Source organism: Cyanobium sp. L1E-Cus (assembly GCF_024345755.1).
Classification (GTDB): Bacteria; Cyanobacteriota; Cyanobacteriia; order PCC-6307; family Cyanobiaceae; genus Cyanobium_A; species Cyanobium_A usitatum.
Genome location: NZ_JAGQBS010000005.1, coordinates 107,813 through 126,339, shown reverse-complemented (window position 1 = coordinate 126,339; position 18,527 = coordinate 107,813). Strand labels below are relative to the sequence as shown.

At 63.6% G+C, this 18,527-nt stretch carries 21 protein-coding genes and 2 tRNA genes; 10 read left to right on the top strand and 13 right to left on the bottom strand.

All coding sequences use genetic code 11. From position 1 onward, the window contains the following. Window positions 1–239 precede the first annotated feature (239 nt). From KBZ22_RS06560 to murA, 4 genes are all read right to left on the bottom strand, one after another. Complete coding sequence (locus tag KBZ22_RS06560; protein WP_255021476.1) at window positions 240–1,556, bottom strand: folylpolyglutamate synthase/dihydrofolate synthase family protein; 1,317 nt, start codon at window positions 1,554–1,556, stop codon at window positions 240–242. After that, the gene (locus tag KBZ22_RS06555; protein WP_255021475.1) at window positions 1,546–2,760 is read right to left on the bottom strand and encodes an aspartate aminotransferase family protein; all 1,215 of its coding nucleotides are present in this window, start codon (window positions 2,758–2,760) and stop codon (window positions 1,546–1,548) included. The genes KBZ22_RS06560 and KBZ22_RS06555 overlap by 11 nt, the downstream gene beginning before the upstream one ends. Before the next feature lie 23 nt (window positions 2,761–2,783). Continuing rightward, window positions 2,784–2,865: transfer RNA gene (locus KBZ22_RS06550), tRNA-Leu, on the bottom strand. A gap of 12 nt (window positions 2,866–2,877) precedes the next feature. Then, window positions 2,878–4,194 carry a UDP-N-acetylglucosamine 1-carboxyvinyltransferase gene (murA, locus tag KBZ22_RS06545; protein ID WP_255021474.1) on the bottom strand — a complete coding sequence of 439 codons (1,317 nt, stop codon included), beginning with the start codon at window positions 4,192–4,194 and terminating at the stop codon, window positions 2,878–2,880. Between the two features lie 153 nt (window positions 4,195–4,347). Between murA and KBZ22_RS06540 the strand changes: the two genes are divergently transcribed. The 5 genes from KBZ22_RS06540 (at window position 4,348) to trpC (ending at window position 7,921) form a co-directional block, all read left to right on the top strand. Further along, window positions 4,348–4,431: transfer RNA gene (locus tag KBZ22_RS06540), tRNA-Leu, on the top strand. Between the two features lie 8 nt (window positions 4,432–4,439). Next, entirely contained in the window at window positions 4,440–4,688 is a 249-nt protein-coding gene (locus KBZ22_RS06535) for a hypothetical protein (RefSeq protein WP_254960893.1), read from the top strand. A 1-nt stretch (window position 4,689) separates the two neighbouring features. After that, complete coding sequence (locus tag KBZ22_RS06530; protein ID WP_254996814.1) at window positions 4,690–5,529, top strand: RNA methyltransferase; 840 nt, start codon at window positions 4,690–4,692, stop codon at window positions 5,527–5,529. Window positions 5,530–5,567: 38 nt separating this feature from the next. After that, a complete protein-coding gene (lpdA, locus tag KBZ22_RS06525) occupies window positions 5,568–7,028 on the top strand; it encodes a dihydrolipoyl dehydrogenase (RefSeq protein WP_255021473.1) in 1,461 nt (486 codons plus the stop codon). A gap of 5 nt (window positions 7,029–7,033) precedes the next feature. Then, on the top strand, window positions 7,034–7,921 hold the full coding sequence (gene trpC / locus KBZ22_RS06520; RefSeq protein ID WP_255021472.1) for an indole-3-glycerol phosphate synthase TrpC: 888 nt from the start codon (window positions 7,034–7,036) through the stop codon (window positions 7,919–7,921). Window positions 7,922–8,131: 210 nt separating this feature from the next. Here trpC and rpsD read toward each other — a convergent pair whose 3' ends face one another. After that, a complete protein-coding gene (gene rpsD / locus KBZ22_RS06515; RefSeq protein WP_106501418.1) occupies window positions 8,132–8,740 on the bottom strand; it encodes a 30S ribosomal protein S4 in 609 nt (202 codons plus the stop codon). A 197-nt stretch (window positions 8,741–8,937) separates the two neighbouring features. Here rpsD and yidD point away from each other — a divergent pair, with 197 nt between their 5' ends. From yidD to aqpZ, 4 genes are all read left to right on the top strand, one after another. Then, the gene (yidD, locus tag KBZ22_RS06510; RefSeq protein ID WP_254941882.1) at window positions 8,938–9,201 is read left to right on the top strand and encodes a membrane protein insertion efficiency factor YidD; all 264 of its coding nucleotides are present in this window, start codon (window positions 8,938–8,940) and stop codon (window positions 9,199–9,201) included. After that, on the top strand, window positions 9,201–9,515 hold the full coding sequence (locus KBZ22_RS06505) for a glutaredoxin family protein (RefSeq protein ID WP_254941860.1): 315 nt from the start codon (window positions 9,201–9,203) through the stop codon (window positions 9,513–9,515). The genes yidD and KBZ22_RS06505 overlap by 1 nt, the downstream gene beginning before the upstream one ends. 27 nt (window positions 9,516–9,542) lie before the next feature. Continuing rightward, entirely contained in the window at window positions 9,543–11,036 is a 1,494-nt protein-coding gene (locus KBZ22_RS06500) for a UDP-N-acetylmuramoyl-L-alanyl-D-glutamate--2,6-diaminopimelate ligase (RefSeq protein WP_255021471.1), read from the top strand. Window positions 11,037–11,139: 103 nt separating this feature from the next. Beyond that, complete coding sequence (gene aqpZ / locus KBZ22_RS06495) at window positions 11,140–11,880, top strand: aquaporin Z (RefSeq protein WP_193486053.1); 741 nt, start codon at window positions 11,140–11,142, stop codon at window positions 11,878–11,880. Window positions 11,881–11,956: 76 nt separating this feature from the next. Here the strand turns inward: aqpZ and KBZ22_RS06490 are convergent, their stop codons facing one another. After that, window positions 11,957–13,120 (bottom strand): aminotransferase class V-fold PLP-dependent enzyme, encoded by a 1,164-nt coding sequence (locus KBZ22_RS06490; protein ID WP_255021470.1) that lies wholly within the window; start codon window positions 13,118–13,120, stop codon window positions 11,957–11,959. A gap of 122 nt (window positions 13,121–13,242) precedes the next feature. On the opposite strand from KBZ22_RS06490, the gene KBZ22_RS06485 reads away from it, so the two are divergent. Beyond that, window positions 13,243–14,022, top strand: a complete 780-nt coding sequence (locus KBZ22_RS06485) for a mechanosensitive ion channel family protein (protein WP_255021469.1) — start codon at window positions 13,243–13,245, stop codon at window positions 14,020–14,022. On the opposite strand, the gene KBZ22_RS06480 is transcribed toward KBZ22_RS06485, so the two are convergent. The 7 genes from KBZ22_RS06480 to rpmH form a co-directional block, all read right to left on the bottom strand. Continuing rightward, a complete protein-coding gene (locus tag KBZ22_RS06480) occupies window positions 14,019–14,192 on the bottom strand; it encodes a hypothetical protein (protein ID WP_255021468.1) in 174 nt (57 codons plus the stop codon). The two genes, KBZ22_RS06485 and KBZ22_RS06480, sit on opposite strands and share 4 nt — an antisense overlap. Before the next feature lie 120 nt (window positions 14,193–14,312). Then, a complete protein-coding gene (locus KBZ22_RS06475) occupies window positions 14,313–15,788 on the bottom strand; it encodes an AAA family ATPase (RefSeq protein WP_255021467.1) in 1,476 nt (491 codons plus the stop codon). 10 nt (window positions 15,789–15,798) lie between these two features. After that, window positions 15,799–16,338: a DUF177 domain-containing protein gene (locus tag KBZ22_RS06470; protein WP_255021466.1), complete on the bottom strand. Its 540-nt coding sequence runs from the start codon at window positions 16,336–16,338 to the stop codon at window positions 15,799–15,801. Window positions 16,339–16,341: 3 nt separating this feature from the next. Next, window positions 16,342–17,469 carry a membrane protein insertase YidC gene (gene yidC / locus KBZ22_RS06465; protein WP_254960872.1) on the bottom strand — a complete coding sequence of 376 codons (1,128 nt, stop codon included), beginning with the start codon at window positions 17,467–17,469 and terminating at the stop codon, window positions 16,342–16,344. 53 nt (window positions 17,470–17,522) lie between these two features. Next, window positions 17,523–17,930, bottom strand: coding sequence for a PH domain-containing protein (locus tag KBZ22_RS06460; RefSeq protein WP_254996822.1), 408 nt, complete (start codon window positions 17,928–17,930; stop codon window positions 17,523–17,525). After that, entirely contained in the window at window positions 17,927–18,310 is a 384-nt protein-coding gene (gene rnpA, locus KBZ22_RS06455) for a ribonuclease P protein component (RefSeq protein ID WP_255021465.1), read from the bottom strand. The genes KBZ22_RS06460 and rnpA overlap by 4 nt, the downstream gene beginning before the upstream one ends. Window positions 18,311–18,315: 5 nt before the next feature. Further along, on the bottom strand, window positions 18,316–18,453 hold the full coding sequence (gene rpmH / locus KBZ22_RS06450; protein ID WP_006170261.1) for a 50S ribosomal protein L34: 138 nt from the start codon (window positions 18,451–18,453) through the stop codon (window positions 18,316–18,318). Window positions 18,454–18,527 lie beyond the last annotated feature (74 nt).

Below are 18,527 nucleotides of genomic sequence, written 5' to 3'. Positions count from 1 at the left end.
TCGCCACTGATTTGGCTCCTGGCTGGGCCGCTGAGAGGAGCTCGAAGATGGGAGCCATGGGGATGGGCCGCGGGACCTCACTTTGGCCTGGATGGTGTGGGGTGGCTGATCTGGTCAGCGCGGGGTGGTGGATGCGTGATTTATTGCTTGACTTAGGCTTAGCTTAGCTAAGTGCTAAAAACATGTTTAGGTACGGTCGCGCCTCGATGCCGGGCAGCTGGCGATGAGTAGCAGCAGGATCAATCGAAATCAAAAGTTCCTTGGCTTGCAACTTGGGCTTGGCCTGCTGTGGTTGCTGCGCTTCCGGTAGTCGTAAGCAGCTGGCCGAGCAGGTAGAGCGAGCCGGCCACCACGATGCGTCCGGAGCAGGTTCCCGCAAGGGTCAGGCCCGCCTCGAGGCTGGGGGCGCTGTGCAGCTGGCTAGCGAGTCTGGGATTGGCGGCGGTAAGGGCTTCAAGGCTCCAGCAGGCGTGCCCCGGCACCGGCACGATCCAGGCCCGGTCGCCCGGGGCCAGCAGGGCCGCGGCTATCTCCGGCCCCTGCTTATTGGCCAGCATGCCTAGCAGCCAGTAGCGCGGGCCGGAGGCCAGGCCGTGGCGCTCGGGATGGTCGTCGAGTTCGGCGCGCAGGGCGAGGGCGGCCGGCAGGTTGTGGGCGCCATCGAGCAGTAGGGGTAGGCCGTGCCAGCTCAGTTGTTGTAGTCGGCCTGGCCAGCGGGCTGCTGCGAAACCTCGGCGTATGGCTGGGTCGTTGACCGGCCAGCCCCGCTCCTTTAATGCCCGCAGCAGGCCCAGTGCGACGGCGCCATTGGCGGCCTGCACTGCTCCTGAAAGCCCCAGGGGCCACTGGTTGAGATCCAGCGGCTCCACCCAGCGCAGTTCGGCTCCCACTGCGGCGGCGCGATCGCTCAGCACCGCCGCCACCTCCGGGCTCTGGGGAGCGCTAAACGCCACGGCCCCTGGCTGGAGCACGCCGGCTTTTTCGGCGGCAATCGTGGCTGGATCCGGCCCGAGGAACTCAGCGTGGTCGAGCCCCACCGAGGCAAAGCCGATCACGGGCCGGTGGGGATGGCAGGTGGTGGCGTCGAGCCTGCCCCCCAGTCCCACCTCCAGCACCACCAGCTCCAGATCAGCTGCCGCGAAGGCCAGGAAGGCCGCGGCGGTGACCAGCTCAAACGGCGTTAGCTGGTGGCGTTGGGCGATCGGCGTCGCGGTTTCCAGGTGGCGGCGCAGGCATGGCGCGGCGATCGGGTCATGGCCAAGCCGGATGCGCTCGGTCCAGCTCACCAGGTGCGGCGAGGTGTAGAGGCCGGCGCGGATGCCGGCGGCCAGCAGGGCCTGGTGCACCAGGGTGCAGATCGAGCCCTTGCCGTTGGTGCCCGCCACCTGCACGGCGGCAAAGCGGCGCTCGGGGTTGCCAAGCTCGGCGAGGGCGGCCTGGAGGCGATCGAGTCCCAGGTCGACGCCGCGGCGGCTGAAGGGCTCGATCAGGTCGGCGAAATTGTCGAGCTCAGTGCCCACGGCTGTTTCAGCTGCCAAGGCTGTTTCATCGCCCAAGGCTGAGTAGGGCGCGCTCGAGGCGGTCGACGGCCAGGCGCAGGTGGCGGGGCTGGATCACCAGCGGGGGCACGAAGCGCACCACCCGTGGGCCAGCGGGCACCAGCAGCAGCCCCTGCTCCATGGCCGCCTTGACGATGTCCGGAGCGCTTGGGGCCTCTTCGCGCAGCACCAGTCCTTGCAGCAGCCCCCAGCCCCGCACCCCCTCCAGCAGGGTGGGATGACGGCTCACCAGCTGGGCCAGTAGCTCTTGCAGCAGGGCGCCCATCCGCTGCACGTGGCTGAGCAGGTCGCGTCGCTCTAGTTCGGCTAGCACGGTGAGGCCGGCGCGGCAGGCGAAGGGGTTGCCGCCGAAGGTGCTGGCGTGTTCGCCGGGGCGGAAGTGATCCACTGAGGCCTTCACCGCCAGGGCACCGATGGGGATGCCGCCGCCGAGGCCCTTGGCCAGGGTGATCGCATCGGGCTCGACGCCCAGCTGCTCGTAGCCCCAGAGCTGGCCGCTGCGGCCAACGCCGATCTGCACTTCATCGAAGATCAGCAGGATGTTGTGGGCGTCGCAGAGCTCCCGCACCCGCCGAAAAAAGGCCCTGTTGCCGGGATGCACGCCGCCTTCGCCCTGAATTGGTTCGAGCAGCACGGCGGCCACCCGCGGACCCTCCACTTCGCAGGTGGCGAGCAGGGCTTCAAAGGCGGCGGTGTCGTTGTAAGGGAAGTAGCGGAAGCCCTGCACCATCGGCTCAAAGCCCTGGTGGTACTTGGGCTGCCCCGTGGCTGTAACCGCAGCCAGGGTGCGGCCGTGGAAGCTGGCCTGGGCGGTGAGAATTAGGGGCGCCTTGCCGTCGCCAGTGGCGATGCCCCTCACCGTGTGGCCGTGCTTACGGGCCAGCTTGATGGCGGCCTCATTGGCCTCAGCGCCGGAGTTGCAGAAGAAAACCCGATCCAGGCAGCTGCTGGCGGTGATCGCAGCGGCGAGTTCCTCCTGCTCGGGGATTCGATACAGATTGGATACGTGCTGCAACTTGCCCAGCTGGTGGCTTAGGGCCCGCTTCAGCCGCCCGTCGCTGTGGCCAAGGGTGCAGACGGCAATGCCGGCTACACAGTCGAGATAGCGCTTGCCATTGCTATCCCAAACCCAGACTCCCCGGCCTCGGGTGAGGCTGATCGGGAAGCGGGCGTAGGTGTCCATCACGGCCGAGGCAGACATGCCTGAGCGGGTGATGGGCGAGATGGGAGCGGTGGGACTCGAACCCACAAACCCGAAGGCGCTCGATTTTGAGTCGAGTCCGTCTACCAATTCCGGCACGCTCCCGCAGTTGAGAGCTTAAGCCGCCGAGCTGACACGCTCAATGCTGGCACCGGCAGCATTGAGTTTGCCCTCAAGATTGGCGTAGCCACGGTCTAGGTATTCGAGGCCGCGCACGCTGGTGATGCCGTCGGCGGCTAGGCCAGCCAGCACCATGGCGGCGGCGGCGCGCAGGTCGCTGCCTTGCACTGGAGCACCGCTGAGGCGGGCCACCCCTTCCACAAAGGCGGTGTTGGCCTGCATACGGATGTCGGCACCCATGCGTTGCAGTTCGGCCACGTGCTGCAAGCGATTTTCAAAGATGTTTTCGGTGATCACGCTGGTGCCCCGGGCCGTGGCCAGCAGGCTCATGAAGGGGGCTTGCAGGTCGGTGGGGAAGCCGGGGAATGGCTGGGTGCGCAGGTCAACTGCATTGATCTGATCGGCCTTGATGGTGAGTCCGACGCCGTCGTGCTCCAAGGTGCAACCCGCCTCCTCGAGCTTGGTGAGCACGGCGCCAAGGTGATCTGGGATCACTGGGGTTACCCGCAAATGGGAGCGGGTGATGGCGGCTGCCAGTAGAAACGTGCCCGCTTCGATGCGATCTGGGATAACGGCGTAGTCGGCGCCATGCAGGCGATCCACACCCACGATCGTGATCGTGGAGGTACCGGCGCCGCGCACCTTGGCGCCCATGGCGATCAGCAGGCCTGCCAGATCAACCACCTCTGGCTCAAGGGCGGCGTTGTCGATCACCGTCTCGCCATCGGCGAGCGCGGCCGCCATCATTAATGTCTCGGTGGCTCCAACGCTGGGGCAGTCCATATGGATGCGGCCGCCCGTGAGGCGATGGCCGCTGCCTGGCACCACGGCGGTAACGACCCCGTGCTCAATGGTTACTTGGGCGCCCAGGGCCTTGAGACCTTTGACATGCTCGACGACTGGCCGGGTGCCGATCTGGCAGCCGCCTGGCAGGGGCACCTTGGCCATGCCAGTGCGGGCAAGCAGGGGGCCAATGCAGAAGAAGCTGGCCCTGAGGCTATTCACCAGCTCGTAGGGCGCTGTAGAGCTATTGATTGAGTCGCCCTTTAATTCCAGTGCGTCACCATCACGGTGGACCTGGCCGCCAAGGCTGCTGAGCATCTCGCTCATGGCGGCGATGTCGGTGAGCGGAGGGACGTTTCTCAGTCGGATGGTGTCCCTGGTCAACAGACAGGCAGCCATCAGCACCAAGGCTGAGTTCTTGGCACCACTCACGTGCAGCTCACCGGAGAGGCGCCGGCCGCCTCGGATTTCAAGCTGGGGAGTTTGAAGAGAACGGGTCTTGCTAGGTGATTGGACAGCGATCAGACCCATGGAACGACTGCCCAGCTCACGTCGCAGCATATTGACAACAAATTGTGAGACCGTCTAGCCGACCGCCGATGGAACTGGCTCCGACCGCTGGTGCGGGTTGCCGATGGCGTATGTTTTCTTCGTTGCAGCGAGCTCAGCTCTAGCGACAGCCACGCGGATGTGGCGGAATTGGTAGACGCGCTAGTTTCAGGTACTAGTGGCAGCAATGTCGTGGGAGTTCAAGTCTCCCCATCCGCATTTTTCTCATGATCGTTCTCAAGATCTCAAACGCTTCCGAGGTGATGGCCTCGAAGTTAGGCAAATTCCTTGAGAGCCTTACCCCCGACAGCCTTGATCAATCCACGATCGAGGACATTGTCATCAAGAAATTGGTCGAAAACCTCCATGCTGAAGGCCTGAAGGGTGAGGTCGCCTCGGTGCGTGGTCTCGATTTAGACGGCAAGGAGCTCGTAGTGCACGACGGTTTGAATGTGCGCCGTCACCAGGCTTTCTGAAGTGATCCCTAGCGATGGCTTGGGTGCTGCCGAGCCGCTCACTAGCCGCCGCAACCCGCTGGTTAAGCAGCTGCGTCTTCTGCAGGAGTCTCGCGGTCGCCGCGAGCAGGGGTTGCTGCTGCTGGAAGGCACCCACCTCCTGCAGGAGGCGGTACGTCTAGGGCTTCAGCCCAGGGACGTTTTGGCTACCGCCGCTTGGCTGGCTGACCATGGCGAGCTGGTGGCAGCCCTGCCTCCAGGCTGCAGTTGGCGATTGGTGAGTGGTGAGGTGCTGGAAGCTATAGCCACTACCCAGCATCCCGACGGAGTGGTGGCCAGCCTGCTGCCTCCGACGGCAGCGGCTCCAGGCACAGCCAGCTTTGTGCTGGCTCTTGATGGGATCCAGGATCCCGGCAACCTCGGCACCTTGATGCGCACTGCCTTGGCGGCGGGGGTCGGGGCCCTGTGGCTGGCCGATGGGGCTGACCCATTTCAACCAAAGGTGTTGCGCGCCTCGGCGGGGGCTGCCTTGGCCCTGCCCCTGGTGCGAGAGAGCAGGCAGGAGTTGGCGGAGCGGTTGCAGGCGGCAACGGCCGCCGGCCTGCAGCTTGTGGTTGCGGTGCGCCCCGAGACCGGATCGGTGCCTGTTATTTCGGCACCTCTTCCCTATTGGCAGCTCGATTGGACCCGGCCCACGGTGTTGCTGCTTGGCAATGAGGGGGCTGGGGTGTCAGCGGAGCTCCAGGCCCTGGCCAGCCAGCGCGTCACCATTCCCCACAGCCCAGCGGTGGAATCCCTCAATGTGGCCGTGGCGGCAGCTCCGCTACTGCTCGAGCGTCTGCGCCAGCAGGCTGGAGCTTGACGGGGGAGAATGCCTGTCAACAACCGCAGTGCTGCCCGGTGAGCGACGCCCCCCTTGATGGTTCGAGTTTCGATTACGACGTGATCGTGGTCGGTGCCGGCTATGGCGGCTTCGATGCGGCGAAGCACGCTGCCGACCATGGCCTGCGGGTCGCCATTGTTGAGTCGCGCGATATGGGCGGCACCTGTGTGAACAGGGGTTGTGTGCCCTCCAAGGCCCTGCTGGCGGCCAGCGGCCGGGTGCGGGAGCTGGCCGACGCCGAGCATCTGGCGGGCTTCGGCATCCACGCCGCCCCGGTGCGCTTTGAGCGTCAAAAAATTGCCGACCACGCCAACCAACTGGTGGCAACTATCCGCAGCAATCTCACCAAAACCCTGGAGCGCGCCGGTGCCACGATCCTGCGGGGTCAGGGCCGCCTGGCCGGCCATCAGCAGGTCACGGTGCGCGAGAACGGCAGTGGCATCGAGCGCACCATCAGCGCCCGCGATGTGATCCTGGCTACTGGTTCTGAGCCTTTCGTGCCCCGCGGCATCGAGACAGATGGGCGCACCGTGTTCACCAGCGATGAGGCGGTGAACCTCGAGTGGCTGCCTCGCTGGCTGGCGATCATCGGCAGTGGTTACATCGGCTTGGAATTCGCTGATGTCTACACGGCCTTGGGATGTGAGGTCACGATGATTGAGGCCCTCGATCGGGTGATGCCCACCTTCGACCCCGACATCGCCAAGCTTGCTGCCCGCACCTTGATCAATGGCCGTGATATCGACGCTCGTGCCGGTGTGCTGGCCCGCAAGGTGACCCCCGGCTGCCCGGTGAAGATTGAGCTGGCAGACATGGCCACCAAGGAGCTTGTGGAAACCCTGGAGGTGGATGCGGTGCTGGTGGCCACTGGGCGCGTGCCCACTAGCGCCGAGCTCAACCTGGCTGCCGTTGGTGTGGAAACCGAGCGGGGCTTCGTGCCAGTCGACGAGCAGATGCGGGTGCTGGTGGGAGGTGAGCCGGTGCCGCACCTTTGGGCCGTAGGCGATGTGACCGGCAAGATGATGCTGGCCCACACCGCTGCCGCCCAAGGCACCGTGGCCGTAGACAACATTCTTGGCCACAGCCGCCAGATCGACTACCGCTCAATCCCAGCGGCCACCTTCACCCACCCGGAGATCAGCTCGGTGGGCCTGAGCGAGGCCGACGCCCAAGCCCTTGCTGAGCAAGAGGGCTTTGAGCTGGGCCTGGTGCGCAGCTACTTCAAGGCCAATTCCAAGGCCCTGGCTGAACTCGAGGGCGAAGGCCTGATGAAATTGCTGTTCAACAAAGCCAGCGGTGAGGTGCTGGGCGCCCACATCTTTGGTTTGCATGCGGCAGACCTAATCCAGGAGATCGCTAACGCCGTGGCCCGCCGCCAGAGCGTGTTGCAACTGGCCACGGAGGTGCACACCCATCCAACCTTGAGCGAGGTGGTGGAAGTGGCCTACAAGCAAGCAGCCATGGCGGTGGCAGGCTGAGCACCATGGAGATCCGTCGCCGGCCGCCCAACCCCAAGGTGAAGGTGGCCTTTCTCGAATACGCCATCCGCCACGAGGACAGCGAGCCACGCCACATTCTTGAGCAGATCCTCTGGGAGAAGGATCGGGAGATAACGGCCGCCCGGGAGAGGGTGCCCTTGGAGAAGCTCAAACAGCAGGTGGCTGAGCTGCCGGCGACCAGGGATTTTTTGGCGGCCCTGCGGGCCTCCTGCCGCAAGCCGGCGGTGATCGCCGAGGTGAAAAAGGCCAGCCCCAGCAAGGGCGTGATCCGCGAGGATTTCGATCCTGAAGCGATTGCCAAGGGCTACGCCGCCGGTGGTGCTAGCTGCCTCTCGGTGCTCACCGATAAGCAGTTTTTCCAGGGTGGCTTTGAGGTGCTGGTGCAGGTGCGCCAGGCGGTGGATCTGCCCCTGCTCTGCAAGGACTTCATCCTGAGCCCATATCAGCTATTTCAGGCCCGCGCCGCCGGGGCCGATGCGGCCCTGCTGATCGCCGCGATTCTCAGCGATCAGGATTTGGCTTACCTGCTCAAGGTGGCCAGGGCTCTGGGCTTGGCCGTGCTGGTGGAGGTGCACGACGGCGAGGAACTAGAGCGGGTGCTGGGCCTTGATGGCGTGCAACTTATCGGTATCAACAACCGCGATTTGGCCAGCTTCCATACCGATCTGGCCACCACCGAGCAGCTCACCGCCGTTTATGGCGAACGCATCCGCGCCAAGGGCTGCCTGCTGGTGAGCGAGTCGGGCCTGTTCACCCGCGACGACCTCGACCGGGTACAGGGTGCTGGCGCCGATGCGGTGCTGGTGGGCGAAGCGCTGATGCGTCAGGCCGATGTGACCGCCGCCCTGGAGACCTTGATCGGCAGCGGCTGATGATCGGCAGAGTCTGATGATCGACAGCGGCTGATCTTTGTGTTTGCAATGCTTAGCTAAACTAAGGTTTAGCCAAGCATTGGTTTGGCTAAAAAGCGCGCAGGTTGGGCGCTGCCGCTACGCCGGTCGCTACAAAAATGAATGCAACAAAAAGCCCCCGCCACTGGGCGAGGGCTTGGGGAGTTCGGGGCCGCAGCAGCAGCCAGTCGCTCACACCTTGCGGGAGTAAAACTCAACCACCAGCAGTTCGTTGATCTCAAGCGCGACCCATTCGCGCTCGCACTTGCTGATCACCTTGGCGACGAGTTTGTTTTTATCGAGCTCCAGGTGGGGCGGGATGTTGGCCAGACCCGGGAAGGCCAAGTTGCCTTCAGCCAGTTGCTTGCTCTGCTTGCGCTCGCGCACGGCGACCACATCGCCGGCCTTGCACTGGTAACTGGGGATGTCCACGACGCGGCCGTTCACGGTCAGGTGGCCATGGTTCACCAGCTGACGGGCGCCGGGGACGGTGGGACCAAAGCCCAGACGGAAGCAAACATTGTCGAGACGGTTCTCGAGCAGTTTCAGCAGGTTGGTACCCGTGGAACCCTCTTGGGCCCGGGCTTTCTTGACGTAGCGAACCAGCTGACGTTCGGAGATGCCGTAGTTGAAGCGAAGCTTTTGCTTCTCTTCGAGGCGGATGGCGTATTCGGAGCGCTTGCGACGGGCTTGGCCGTGCTGACCGGGGGGATAAGACCGCTTGGCGGACTTACGGGTGAGACCGGGAAGGTCTCCCAAGCGCCGCGTGATCCTCAGGCGAGGGCCGCGGTAGCGAGACATGAAAACAAATTCAAAGGACGAAGTACCTCCCTTGGGAGGCAAGGCGCTGCGGTATCGAGCATGCTGGGATGATCCCGCTAACTCGAGCTGTGCCGCGCCAACGATCGATCCTATCGGTTGGGCCGCGCAGCCTCGATCTCCAGCCAGAGCCGGGCCTCGCCTCCCTGCAAGAGGCCGAGCTTGGGGCTTCACCCCAACTGCCGAGCAAACAGTCAACCCAGCTGCTGACCCAATTGCTTACTCGTGGCCTGGCGGCCCTATTGCTCGCCTTGATCAGCTTTTATCGCCAGTGGATTTCGCCCTTGCTCGGGCCCCGCTGCCGTTTCATTCCCAGTTGCAGCGCCTACGGCCTCGAGGCGATCAGCCGCCATGGGCCCTGGCGGGGCAGCTGGCTCACCCTGCGCCGGCTGCTGCGTTGTCATCCCTTCAGCGCCTGCGGTTGCGATCCGGTGCCCGATTGATGCTCTCCTCCGCTCCCTCTTGGCCCTCTTCCTCCCCCGGGCTCCCTGTTTTGGTGCTGCTAACCCGCAAGGGGTGCTGTCTGTGTGAGGGACTGGAGCAGAAGTTGCGCGCCATCGATCCTCCGCTGGCGCTGGAGTTGATCGATGTGGATGGTGATCCCGCCCTGCAGGCCCGCTTTGGGCTGGAGGTGCCGGTTCTGCAGGTGCGCTCCGGCCAGGGAGATCGGCAGCTGCCCAGGGTGCCGCCCCGGCTGGCTGGCGCCAGCTTGCAGGTTTGGTTGCAGAAGCACGGTTTTTCCAGCCAGGACGCTTAGAAAGGCGCCAGCTTTCCTGACGGTGCCATGACCCAGCTGCTCCATCCGGTCCTGCAGCAGGTGGGTTTGGAGGTGCCGTTGGGCGTGCCCAACGGAGAGTTGAGCGGCATCAGCTGTGACTCGCGCCGCATCGGGCGGGGCACTTTGTTTGTGGGGCTGCCTGGCACCCAGGTGGATGGGGGCTGCTTCTGGCCCCAGGCCTTGCAGGCCGGTGCGGTAGCTGCGGTGATAAGCGAGGCCGCGGCGGCCCTTCAGCCGCCTGGGCCAGGCGATGCTGTGCTGGTAGCGCCTGAACCGCTGACCCGCTGGGCCGGAGAGATGGCGGCTGCCTTCTGGTCCCAGCCCAGTCGCCGGTTGGCCCTGATTGGGGTCACCGGCACTAATGGCAAAACCACCACCACCTATTTGATTGAGCATCTGGCGGTTTCGTCAGGCAGGCCTTCGGCTCTGTTTGGCACCCTGGTGAATCGCTGGCCTGGCCACAGCGTGACGGCTCAGCACACCACGGCCTTCGCCGATCTGCTCCAGGCCCAGCTGGCCCAGGCCGTTGAGGCCGGTGCCCAGATCGGTGCCATGGAAGTGAGCTCCCATGCTCTTGATCAGCAGCGGGTAGCTGGCTGCCACTTCTCCGGTGCCGTGTTTACCAACCTCACCCAAGACCACCTCGACTATCACCCTTCGATGCAGGCCTATTTCGAGGCCAAAGCGCGGTTGTTTGCGGAGCCGCTGCTGGCTGGGGGGGCGGTGGTGAATGGCGACGACCCCTGGGGCGCCCAGCTGGTGAGCCGTCTGGGTAAAGCCTGTTGGCGCAGCTCCCTGGAAGACCCCAGCGCCGAGCTGTTCATCCGCGATTTGCAGCTGGGGGCAGGCGGCGTGCGCGGGGTGCTGCAGACGCCGGCGGGGGAGGGGGCATTCCACTCACCCCTGCTGGGGCGTTTCAACCTGATGAACCTGCTGCAGGCGGTTGGTGCCCTGGTACAGCAGGGCGTCCCCCTGTCCCAGTTGCTCGAGGGGCTGGCCAATTTCCGCGGTGTGCCTGGACGCATGGAGCGGGTGGTGGTGGGTGACGGCTGCGGCGACCCGGCCGTGCTGGTGGATTACGCCCACACTCCCGATGGCCTGGCCAATGCCCTGGCTGCCTGCCGCCCCTTTACGGCGGGGCGCCTTATCTGCGTGTTCGGCTGTGGCGGCGACCGCGACCGCAGTAAGCGCCCCCAGATGGGAGCGATTGCAGCCCAGCTGGCTGACCAGCTCTATGTGACCTCTGACAACCCCCGCACCGAGGATGCCCAGCAAATCCTGGCTGATGTGACTGCCGGCATTGCCCCTGGAGCATCCATGCAGGTGGAGGCCGACCGGGCGGTAGCGATCGCCGCCGCCATCGCCGCGGCAGCACCTGGGGATTTGGTGCTGATTGCCGGCAAGGGCCATGAGGACTACCAGATCCTCGGCACCACCAAGGTTCACTTCGACGACCGGGAAGAGGCGGAGAAAGCCCTGCGCTGCCGGCGGGGCACTTAGCGGCTGAATTCTTCGTGAATGCTCCCAGTGTCTTGTTTCCGTAAGGTGCTCCCGATAAACTTCGATAGTCTTATAAATCACATTTGTGACAGCCTCTATTCCAATGGGCAAGAAGCTTCTTGCTGAAGGCTTCGGTACTTTTTGGCTGGTGTTGGGAGGGTGCGGTAGTGCCGCAATTGCGGCTAATTTCCCGTATCTCACTGGCGCAGATATTGCTCCGGGCAACCCCTTTGGACTTGGCTTCCTTGGCGTGTCGCTTGCCTTTGGCCTCACGGTGGTAACAATGGCCTATGCAATTGGGCACATCTCTGGTTGTCATCTCAATCCGGCGGTGAGCTTCGGCCTTTGGGCCAGCGGACGAATGAAGGGTTCGGAGTTGCTGCCTTACATCGTGGCTCAGGTGATCGGCGGCGTTCTGGCCGGAGGCTTTATCAAGCTTGTGGTGGCTGGTGGCCCTGCTTTTGATTTGGTGATGGCTGGTAGTAATCCGCTGGCTACAAATGGCTGGGGCACCCATTCACCAGGTGGCTATGGCTTTTGGGCAGCTTTGATCGTGGAGCTAGTGCTCACCTTTTTCTTCCTATTGGTGATTATTGGTGCCACTGATCGCCTGGCGCCCTCTGGCTTTGCTGGCCTTGCTATTGGCCTCACCCTGGCGCTGATTCACATGATCAGCATCCCGGTGACTAATACATCAGTTAACCCTGCGCGTAGCACCGCAGTGGCTGTTTGGGCCGGAGTGGAAGCGATGGGTCAGCTCTGGTTGTTCTGGGTGGCGCCAATCGTGGGGGCCTTGCTGGCTGGTTGGGTTTATCGCAATGTGTTCAGCGACCAGGCTTCCTGATCGCAATTAGATTTAGGCAAGCTTGATCTAGAGAAGGGGCGGAAGCCCCTTCTTTTTGTTCGGAGTTGGGAGCTACTCAGAGGGCTTGCAAAGCTCTAAGTAGCTGGTCAATCTCGGCTTCGGTGCTGGTGATGTGGGTGCAGGCCCGCAGGCAGTGGGGGTCGTCGAGGCTGCGCAGCCAGATGCCTTGCTCACCCAGGCGCTTCACCACCATTTCCGGATCTTCCCCGCTGATCTCAAAGCTCACCAGCCCCGCTGGTGGCGGCACCTCCAACAGCGTGCGGGCGCGCGGGTTTGCCTGCAGCCCTTGCCAGAGATAGCCGCTGCGCTGCTGAATCAGGGCCAGGCGCTCTTCGGCTGTGCCTTCCGCTTCCATCAGTTGCAAGGATTGCTCAAGCCCTGCGCAAAGGGGTACGCAGGAGGTGGCCACTTCAAAGCGCCGGCTGTCGGTGTGAAATTCGCTCTGGCCGCTGGCTTCGTGGCTGAGACTGCGCCAGCCGATCAGGGTGGGTCGGGCCTCGCGCACCACCCGCTCCGATAGGGCTACTGCTCCCAGTCCTTCGGGGCCGCAACACCACTTGTGGCCGGTGCAGCCGTAGATGTCAGCGGCGGCTGCGGCGGCTTCGATGGGAATGGCCCCAAGGGATTGGGCCCCGTCCACCAGCAGCCAGGGATGCTTGGGGTGTGAGCTGAGCTGGCTAGCTACCGCGGCAATCGGCATCACCTGGCCCGTATTCCAGAGCAGGTGTGAAAGCACAACCAATCGGGTGGCGGGGCTGAGCTGGCGATCCAATCGCTGCAGCACCTGCTTGTTTGTGTCATCGGCAGTGCCGCGTAGATCCGCCACCGGCAAGGTGGTGAGCACAAGCCCTTGTCGGTGGGCTAGTTCGCGGCAGGCGGCTACCACCCCAGGATGCTCGCAGTCGCTGATCAGGAGTTCGTCGCCTGCCTGCCAGGGCAGGCCCCAGAGCGGCAGTACGCAGCCACTGGTTACGTTTTCGCTGAAGGCCAACCGGTGCGCTGGCACGCCAAACCAGCCAGCCATGTGCTGACGCAGCTGGCTGGTGGTCTGTTCCACAAAAGGCCATACCGCGCCGGTAAACGGGCCCAGCTCCTGGATGCTGCGCCAGGCGGCCGTGATGGCCTCGAGGGATGAGCTCGGCAAGGGCCCCTGGCCGCCGTAGTTGAAGTAGGTCTTGTTGGCCAGGGCGGGTAGCTGGGCGCGGAAATCAGTTGGCATCAGGAGCGTTTATTTGCTCGGATCCTGGCATTGCATTGACGACCGGTCGATTGATCCGTGAAAGTATGAATAGTTCAACCTATGAATTGTTGGCAATGCCAATTCCAGATCTGTCAGCGCTCGTGGTCTCCACGATTGTTCCCTTTGTTTTGAAGTTGGTGGGGGCAGTAGCCCTCTGGATCGCTGGTGGCTGGCTGATTCAGCTGGCTATGCGCATTATGCGCAAAAGTTTGCGTCATGGCAGCCTGGATGTGACGGTTGTTGGCTATCTGATCAATATCCTCGCTGCGGTTTTGCGAGTGATTCTGGTGGTAGCGATACTCGGCTTCTTTGGTATTCAGACAGCCAGCTTTGCTGCCCTGCTTGCTGGTGCTGGCGTAGCAATCGGGGCGGCCTGGAGTGGCATGCTCGGCAACTTCGCGGCTGGTGTTTTTCTGCAGATCTTCCGACCTTTTAGTGTTGGTGACTTCATCACGGCTGCCGGCATCACCGGCACAGTGGAGGAAATCGGCATGTTTGTTACCTCGCTGCTAGCGCCAGACAATGTGCGCAACATCGTGCCTAATGGCAAGTTGTTTGGTGACACCATCCAGAATTATTCGGTTCATGGTTACCGTCGCGTTGAGCTAGTGGCCCAGCTCGACAATTCCGCTGATGTAGGCCGTGCCATTGCACTTCTTAAAGAAGGCATCAAGCAGGTGCCTAATCAGTTTGCTGGCATGGAGGCAGACGTCGAGGTGCTCGAGTTCAGTGAGCGTGGTCCCCGTTTGGCGGTGCGTCCCTACACCCACACCAGCAACTACTGGCAGGTGTATTTCGACACCAATCGCATGATCATCGATGTGCTCGGCTCCAATGGCTTCCCCGTGCCCAGGATTCCGCTGGCGATGGGCGCTAACTAGAGCACCTGGCCAACCATTACGGCGGCGATTGCTGAAAAAAGCGTGATGCCCAAGGCGGTGAGTGGGTTCTGGCCCTGAGCCACCGCCACGGTGGTCACGATTCCTGCCCCAAGACAGGCCACTGCCAGTTGGTTAAGCAGTTCAGGGCGGCTGTTTGGGGTGGGGCTCACGGATGCTCGGGCGGCTTGGGCCAGAACGTAGAGGTGATTTCCTTTTGATTCCCGGCCTAACGCTCAGCTTGTTACCTGACGTCGGAGTTCTTTACGCCTCGACATCAACGTCAGCTTTCCCTAGCCGCGGGAAGCAGGCCTGGCCCGGCCGCCGCTGGCCCAGGCCTGCAGCGCCTCCAGTTGTTCCCGGGCGGTGCGCGAAAGGGGCACCACCTGGCTAGCGGCAGCGATGAGGTCGGCTTCGCCGAATTCCCGCTGCTCGGCGAAGGCCAGGTGCATGGCCTCGATCACGGTTTGCTCTAGTTCGGCGCCTGAGAATCCCGCGGTGCGATCTACCAGCACTTCCAGGGTGATGCTGTGCTTTGGCCGGCGGCGACGCAGTTGCAGATCGAGAATGGAGCGGCGCTCGTCAGCGCTGGGCAGATCCAGCAGGAAAATCTCGTCGAAGCGCCCCTTGCGCATCAGTTCGCCTGGCAACTTGTCGACGCCATTGGCAGTGGCCACCACAAATACAGCGCTGGTTTTCTCTGCCATCCAGGTGAGGACCGTGCCCAGTACTCGCTGGCTGGTGCCACCGTCGCTGCGGGAATCGCCCCCAAAGCCTTTGTCGATCTCATCGATCCAAAGCACGCAGGGCGCCATCGCCTCCGCTCGCTGGATCATGTCGCGGGTGCGGGCCTCTGAAGCCCCCACCAAGCCGGCGAACAGCCGGCCCACATCCAGGCGCAGCAAGGGCATGCTCCAGCTGTGGGCTATTGCCTTGGCAGTGAGCGATTTGCCGGTGCCCTGGGGGCCCACCAGCAGCACGCCCCGGGGCAGTGGTAGGCCGTAGCGCATGGCTTCTTCGCTGAAGGCCATGTGGCGCTGCTCTAGCCAGTGCTTGAGGGCTTCGAGTCCGCCGATATCGGCGGGGCTGGCCTCGCTCGGGCAGTACTCCAGCAGCTCGCTCTTGGCGATTGCCTGACGTTTCTCCTCCAGCACCTCGGCTAAATCCGCCTCCCCGAGTTGGCCGCGCCGCGCCAGGGCCCGGGCAGCTAGCTGGCGCACCCGCTGCTCGCTAAGGCCGTGGCAGGCGGCGGTTAGCTTTTCGCACACGGACGGTGCCATCGGGTAGCCACTGGCGCCAGCAATCGTGCTGAGCAGTTGACGGATCTCTTCGGCACCAGGCAGGGGTAGATCCAGCAGGGTGATGCTGTCTTCCAGTTCCCGGGGAATGGCCCAGTCGGGGGCGGTGATCACCAGGGTGCGGGGGGCCTGGCGCAGGCTCGAGGCCAGGTTGCGCAGCCGGCGGCAGACACCGGCGTCTTCGCAGTAGCGGTGAAAATCGCGCAGCACCAGTAGGGCCCCCTGCTCGGGCGGCAGGGTATCGAGGCAGGCCAGGGCCGCCATCGGGTTGCGGGTGGCCTCGCCACTGCGGTTTGGGGCACCGCTTAACCCATCAATGAAGTCCCAGCGCAGCAGGGTGCGGCCGCCCAGTCGTTGGGCGGCTTGTTCCAGCAGGCCATCAACCCGTTCCTCCTCAAGGCTGCGGATCCACAGAATCGGCGTGCGGGCCCGGATCAGTAGATCGAGTTGGTCGGCCCAGCTGTCGGTCACGGAGGGAGGCTCAGGGGTTCAGGCCCTGCAGGGCGCTCCAGCGGGAATCGATGCCGTCGCCGTCGCTGCTCCAGGTGGCCGGACCGGGGCAGTCCTTGCCGCAGTGGTTAACGATGGGTAGCAGCAGGTTTAGTTGCTCAAATATCCAGTGTTCTGGATCGAAATTGCCCCTGGGATCGAGCTGCTCCATCAGACCGCTGTCGTCAGCCTCGCCCTCCATTGCCATCGAGTCGGATGGGATTGGGGCCGGTTCGCCGATCCAAAGCAATTCTTGGTTGCTGGCGAGGAGGGGATGGTTGAAGTGCTGGAGGCAGCGGTCGCAGCAGAGGGTGACGATCGTTTCTGCTTTGCCCACCACCTCCAGCACGTTGCCTCGATGGTTGGCGTGCAGTTGGCCTCGCACCGGTGTGAGGCTGGCTAGACCCTCAATGGTTTGGTCTATTTGCCAATGGCGCCCAGCTTCAAGGTGCCGCAGATCCGAAAGGGGAACCGGCCGAAGCCGCTCCCCGAAAATCTGATCAGAGTGCTCTGGCTGGGGTGAACTGGACACGGGTCACTTCTTGCCCTTGGGTTCGAAGGGCAGGCGACCGCCACTGGCTGACACAGTCACGGGTTGCTGCGCCATTTGCTGGTCAAGGATCGCCTGCAGGTTGTCGGGCAAGGCTTCGCGGCTGAGCAGGAAGGTCTGCAGGGCCTGGAAGATGTTTGCCACCACCATGTAGAGCAGCACCCCAGCCGGCAGGGGGAAGAACAGGAACATGCCGGTGATCATCACCGGGGTGATCTTGTTGGCGGTGGATTGCTGAGGATTGGCGGGCATGCCCATGCCAGAAAGGATCTGGGAGGCAAACAGGCTGGCGCCGAAACCTGCCACCAGGATGGCGATGTCCCAGTTCACGGCGCCATCGGTCATAAAGCCCACCTGGCCGAGAGCCTTGATGAACAGGAAGCCGCTGCGGGCCGCCAGGCCGGGGATCTTGGCCTCGACTGTGGCGTCGCCGGTGCCTAGGGCAGTGATCGTGCCATCAGCTGCCACGCTTACGACGCCTTCTCCCTTGGTCACGCTCCAGGCCGGCGTGTAGGCGTCGCCATGGTCGATGCCCTGCAGCACCGAAGCAAAGCTCGAGCCGTCTTTGGTGTGCAGCTTCACCTGGGCCGAATCACCCACTCCCAGCTTGGTGCCGCCTTCGAGGCTGGCGATCACCGGCACGTGGGTGGTTTCGGTAACGAAGATCGAGTGGCTCGGGCTGTTGAAGGGTTTGGGTTCGACTGCGGCGATTTGCTCAGCAGGCAGCACCTTGAGGTTGAGGGTGTAAGGCACATCCGCGAAAGGTGAGCCCCGCAGGGTGGCGAACAGGGCAAACAGGATCGGCATCTGCACCAGCAGGGGCAGGCAGCCAGCTAGGGGGCTGCCGAACTCCTTCATCAGCCCGCCCAGCTCCTCCTGCTGCTTCTGGGGGTTGTTGGCGTATTTGGCCTTGATCTCGGCCTGCCGCTTCTGCATGGCGGGCTGGGCGATCCGCATGCGGCGGGCGTTGCGGATCGAGCCGGCGCTGAGCGGGAACAGGGCCAGCCGGATCACCACGGTGAGGGCGATGATTGCCAGGCCATAGCTGGGCACCAATCCGTAGAAGAAATCGAGGATTGGGAGCAGCAGGTTGTCGGAGATGTAGCCGATCACGGCAGAGGGGCTCTCGGGGTAGGGGGGCGCGTGGGCTCAGTGTGACTGATGGTCTAGGCGGCCATGCCCTTGGGTGTGGACCTTTTGGCTTGGCGGCGCTCCTCGATGTAGGCCTCGAGGTCCCGGAACCCAGGCACTGCGCGCATCTCGAGCTTGGAGCCGTCGTTGAGCACCAGCACCATGTCGCCCCAGAGGCCGAAGCCGCGGGGCACACTGCGCACCTCCCTGATTTGGCTGTACACAACCTGGGTGCGGTCGCGCCCCAGCCAGCCACCATTTACCTCGATCCGGCGACTGGTGATCCGGAAACGCAGCCAAAAAGCCCGCACGATCGCTCCAATGGCGAAAGGAATGCCGATGAGGGTGAGCCCGAGCACCAAATTGAAGATCAGGTCTCCCTTGGCGGGTCCACCTTCGTAGAAAACGCTTTCCTCAATGGAGGTGGCGGCGGCAGTGCTCATCGCGTCAGGCCTGCTTGGTGAAGAAGTTGACTGCATTCTCCCAGCAAGGCCTGGGGGCATTGCTCAGCGCTACCGGGTTTGAGGCTGAGTAGGAGCCAGAGGCAGCGCTGGCCATCGCCGATTTGCTGGGCAAGTAGGTGCTGGTGCAGGAGGCGGCGCAGGCGATTGCGGCGCACGGATCGTTTGTGCACCTTGCTGCTGATCACAATCCCGCATCGCCAAGTGCTGGCCGGACTTGCCTGCTGCTTGGCAGGTAGGAGTTGGGGCAGGGCGTCCAAAACGCGGAGCAACAAAAAAGGGCCGTGGGTTTTGCGGCCCTTCTGATACACACGGTCAAACACCCGTTGCCCCTTAAGCCGGTGGCACTGGGGCAGGGCCAAGGCTCTTAAACGGCGAGGCGGGCCCTGCCGCGGCGGCGGCGGGTGCGGATCACGCGGCGGCCTGTGTGGCTGCGCATGCGCACACGAAAACCAGATACGCGCTTGCGCTTACGACTCGTTCCTTCAAGGGTGCGCTTGGTCATGGCTGGCTCTTCGCTGCGCTTATTGCGTCGGTAATGGGCGTAAGGGCCAACCTATCAGGCGGGGTTGGCGCCGC

Excerpts from the sequence above, each read along its gene's own strand:
- KBZ22_RS06555 (WP_255021475.1), bottom strand. The coding sequence starts at position 2,760 with ATGTCTGCCTCGGCCGTGATGGACACCTACGCCCGCTTCCCGATCAGC.
- murA (WP_255021474.1), bottom strand. The coding sequence starts at position 4,194 with ATGGGTCTGATCGCTGTCCAATCACCTAGCAAGACCCGTTCTCTTCAA.
- KBZ22_RS06535 (WP_254960893.1), top strand. The coding sequence starts at position 4,440 with ATGATCGTTCTCAAGATCTCAAACGCTTCCGAGGTGATGGCCTCGAAG.
- trpC (WP_255021472.1), top strand. The coding sequence starts at position 7,034 with ATGGAGATCCGTCGCCGGCCGCCCAACCCCAAGGTGAAGGTGGCCTTT.
- rpsD (WP_106501418.1), bottom strand. The coding sequence starts at position 8,740 with ATGTCTCGCTACCGCGGCCCTCGCCTGAGGATCACGCGGCGCTTGGGA.
- KBZ22_RS06505 (WP_254941860.1), top strand. The coding sequence starts at position 9,201 with ATGCTCTCCTCCGCTCCCTCTTGGCCCTCTTCCTCCCCCGGGCTCCCT.
- KBZ22_RS06500 (WP_255021471.1), top strand. The coding sequence starts at position 9,543 with ATGACCCAGCTGCTCCATCCGGTCCTGCAGCAGGTGGGTTTGGAGGTG.
- aqpZ (WP_193486053.1), top strand. The coding sequence starts at position 11,140 with ATGGGCAAGAAGCTTCTTGCTGAAGGCTTCGGTACTTTTTGGCTGGTG.
- KBZ22_RS06490 (WP_255021470.1), bottom strand. The coding sequence starts at position 13,120 with ATGCCAACTGATTTCCGCGCCCAGCTACCCGCCCTGGCCAACAAGACC.
- KBZ22_RS06460 (WP_254996822.1), bottom strand. The coding sequence starts at position 17,930 with ATGAGCACTGCCGCCGCCACCTCCATTGAGGAAAGCGTTTTCTACGAA.
- rpmH (WP_006170261.1), bottom strand. The coding sequence starts at position 18,453 with ATGACCAAGCGCACCCTTGAAGGAACGAGTCGTAAGCGCAAGCGCGTA.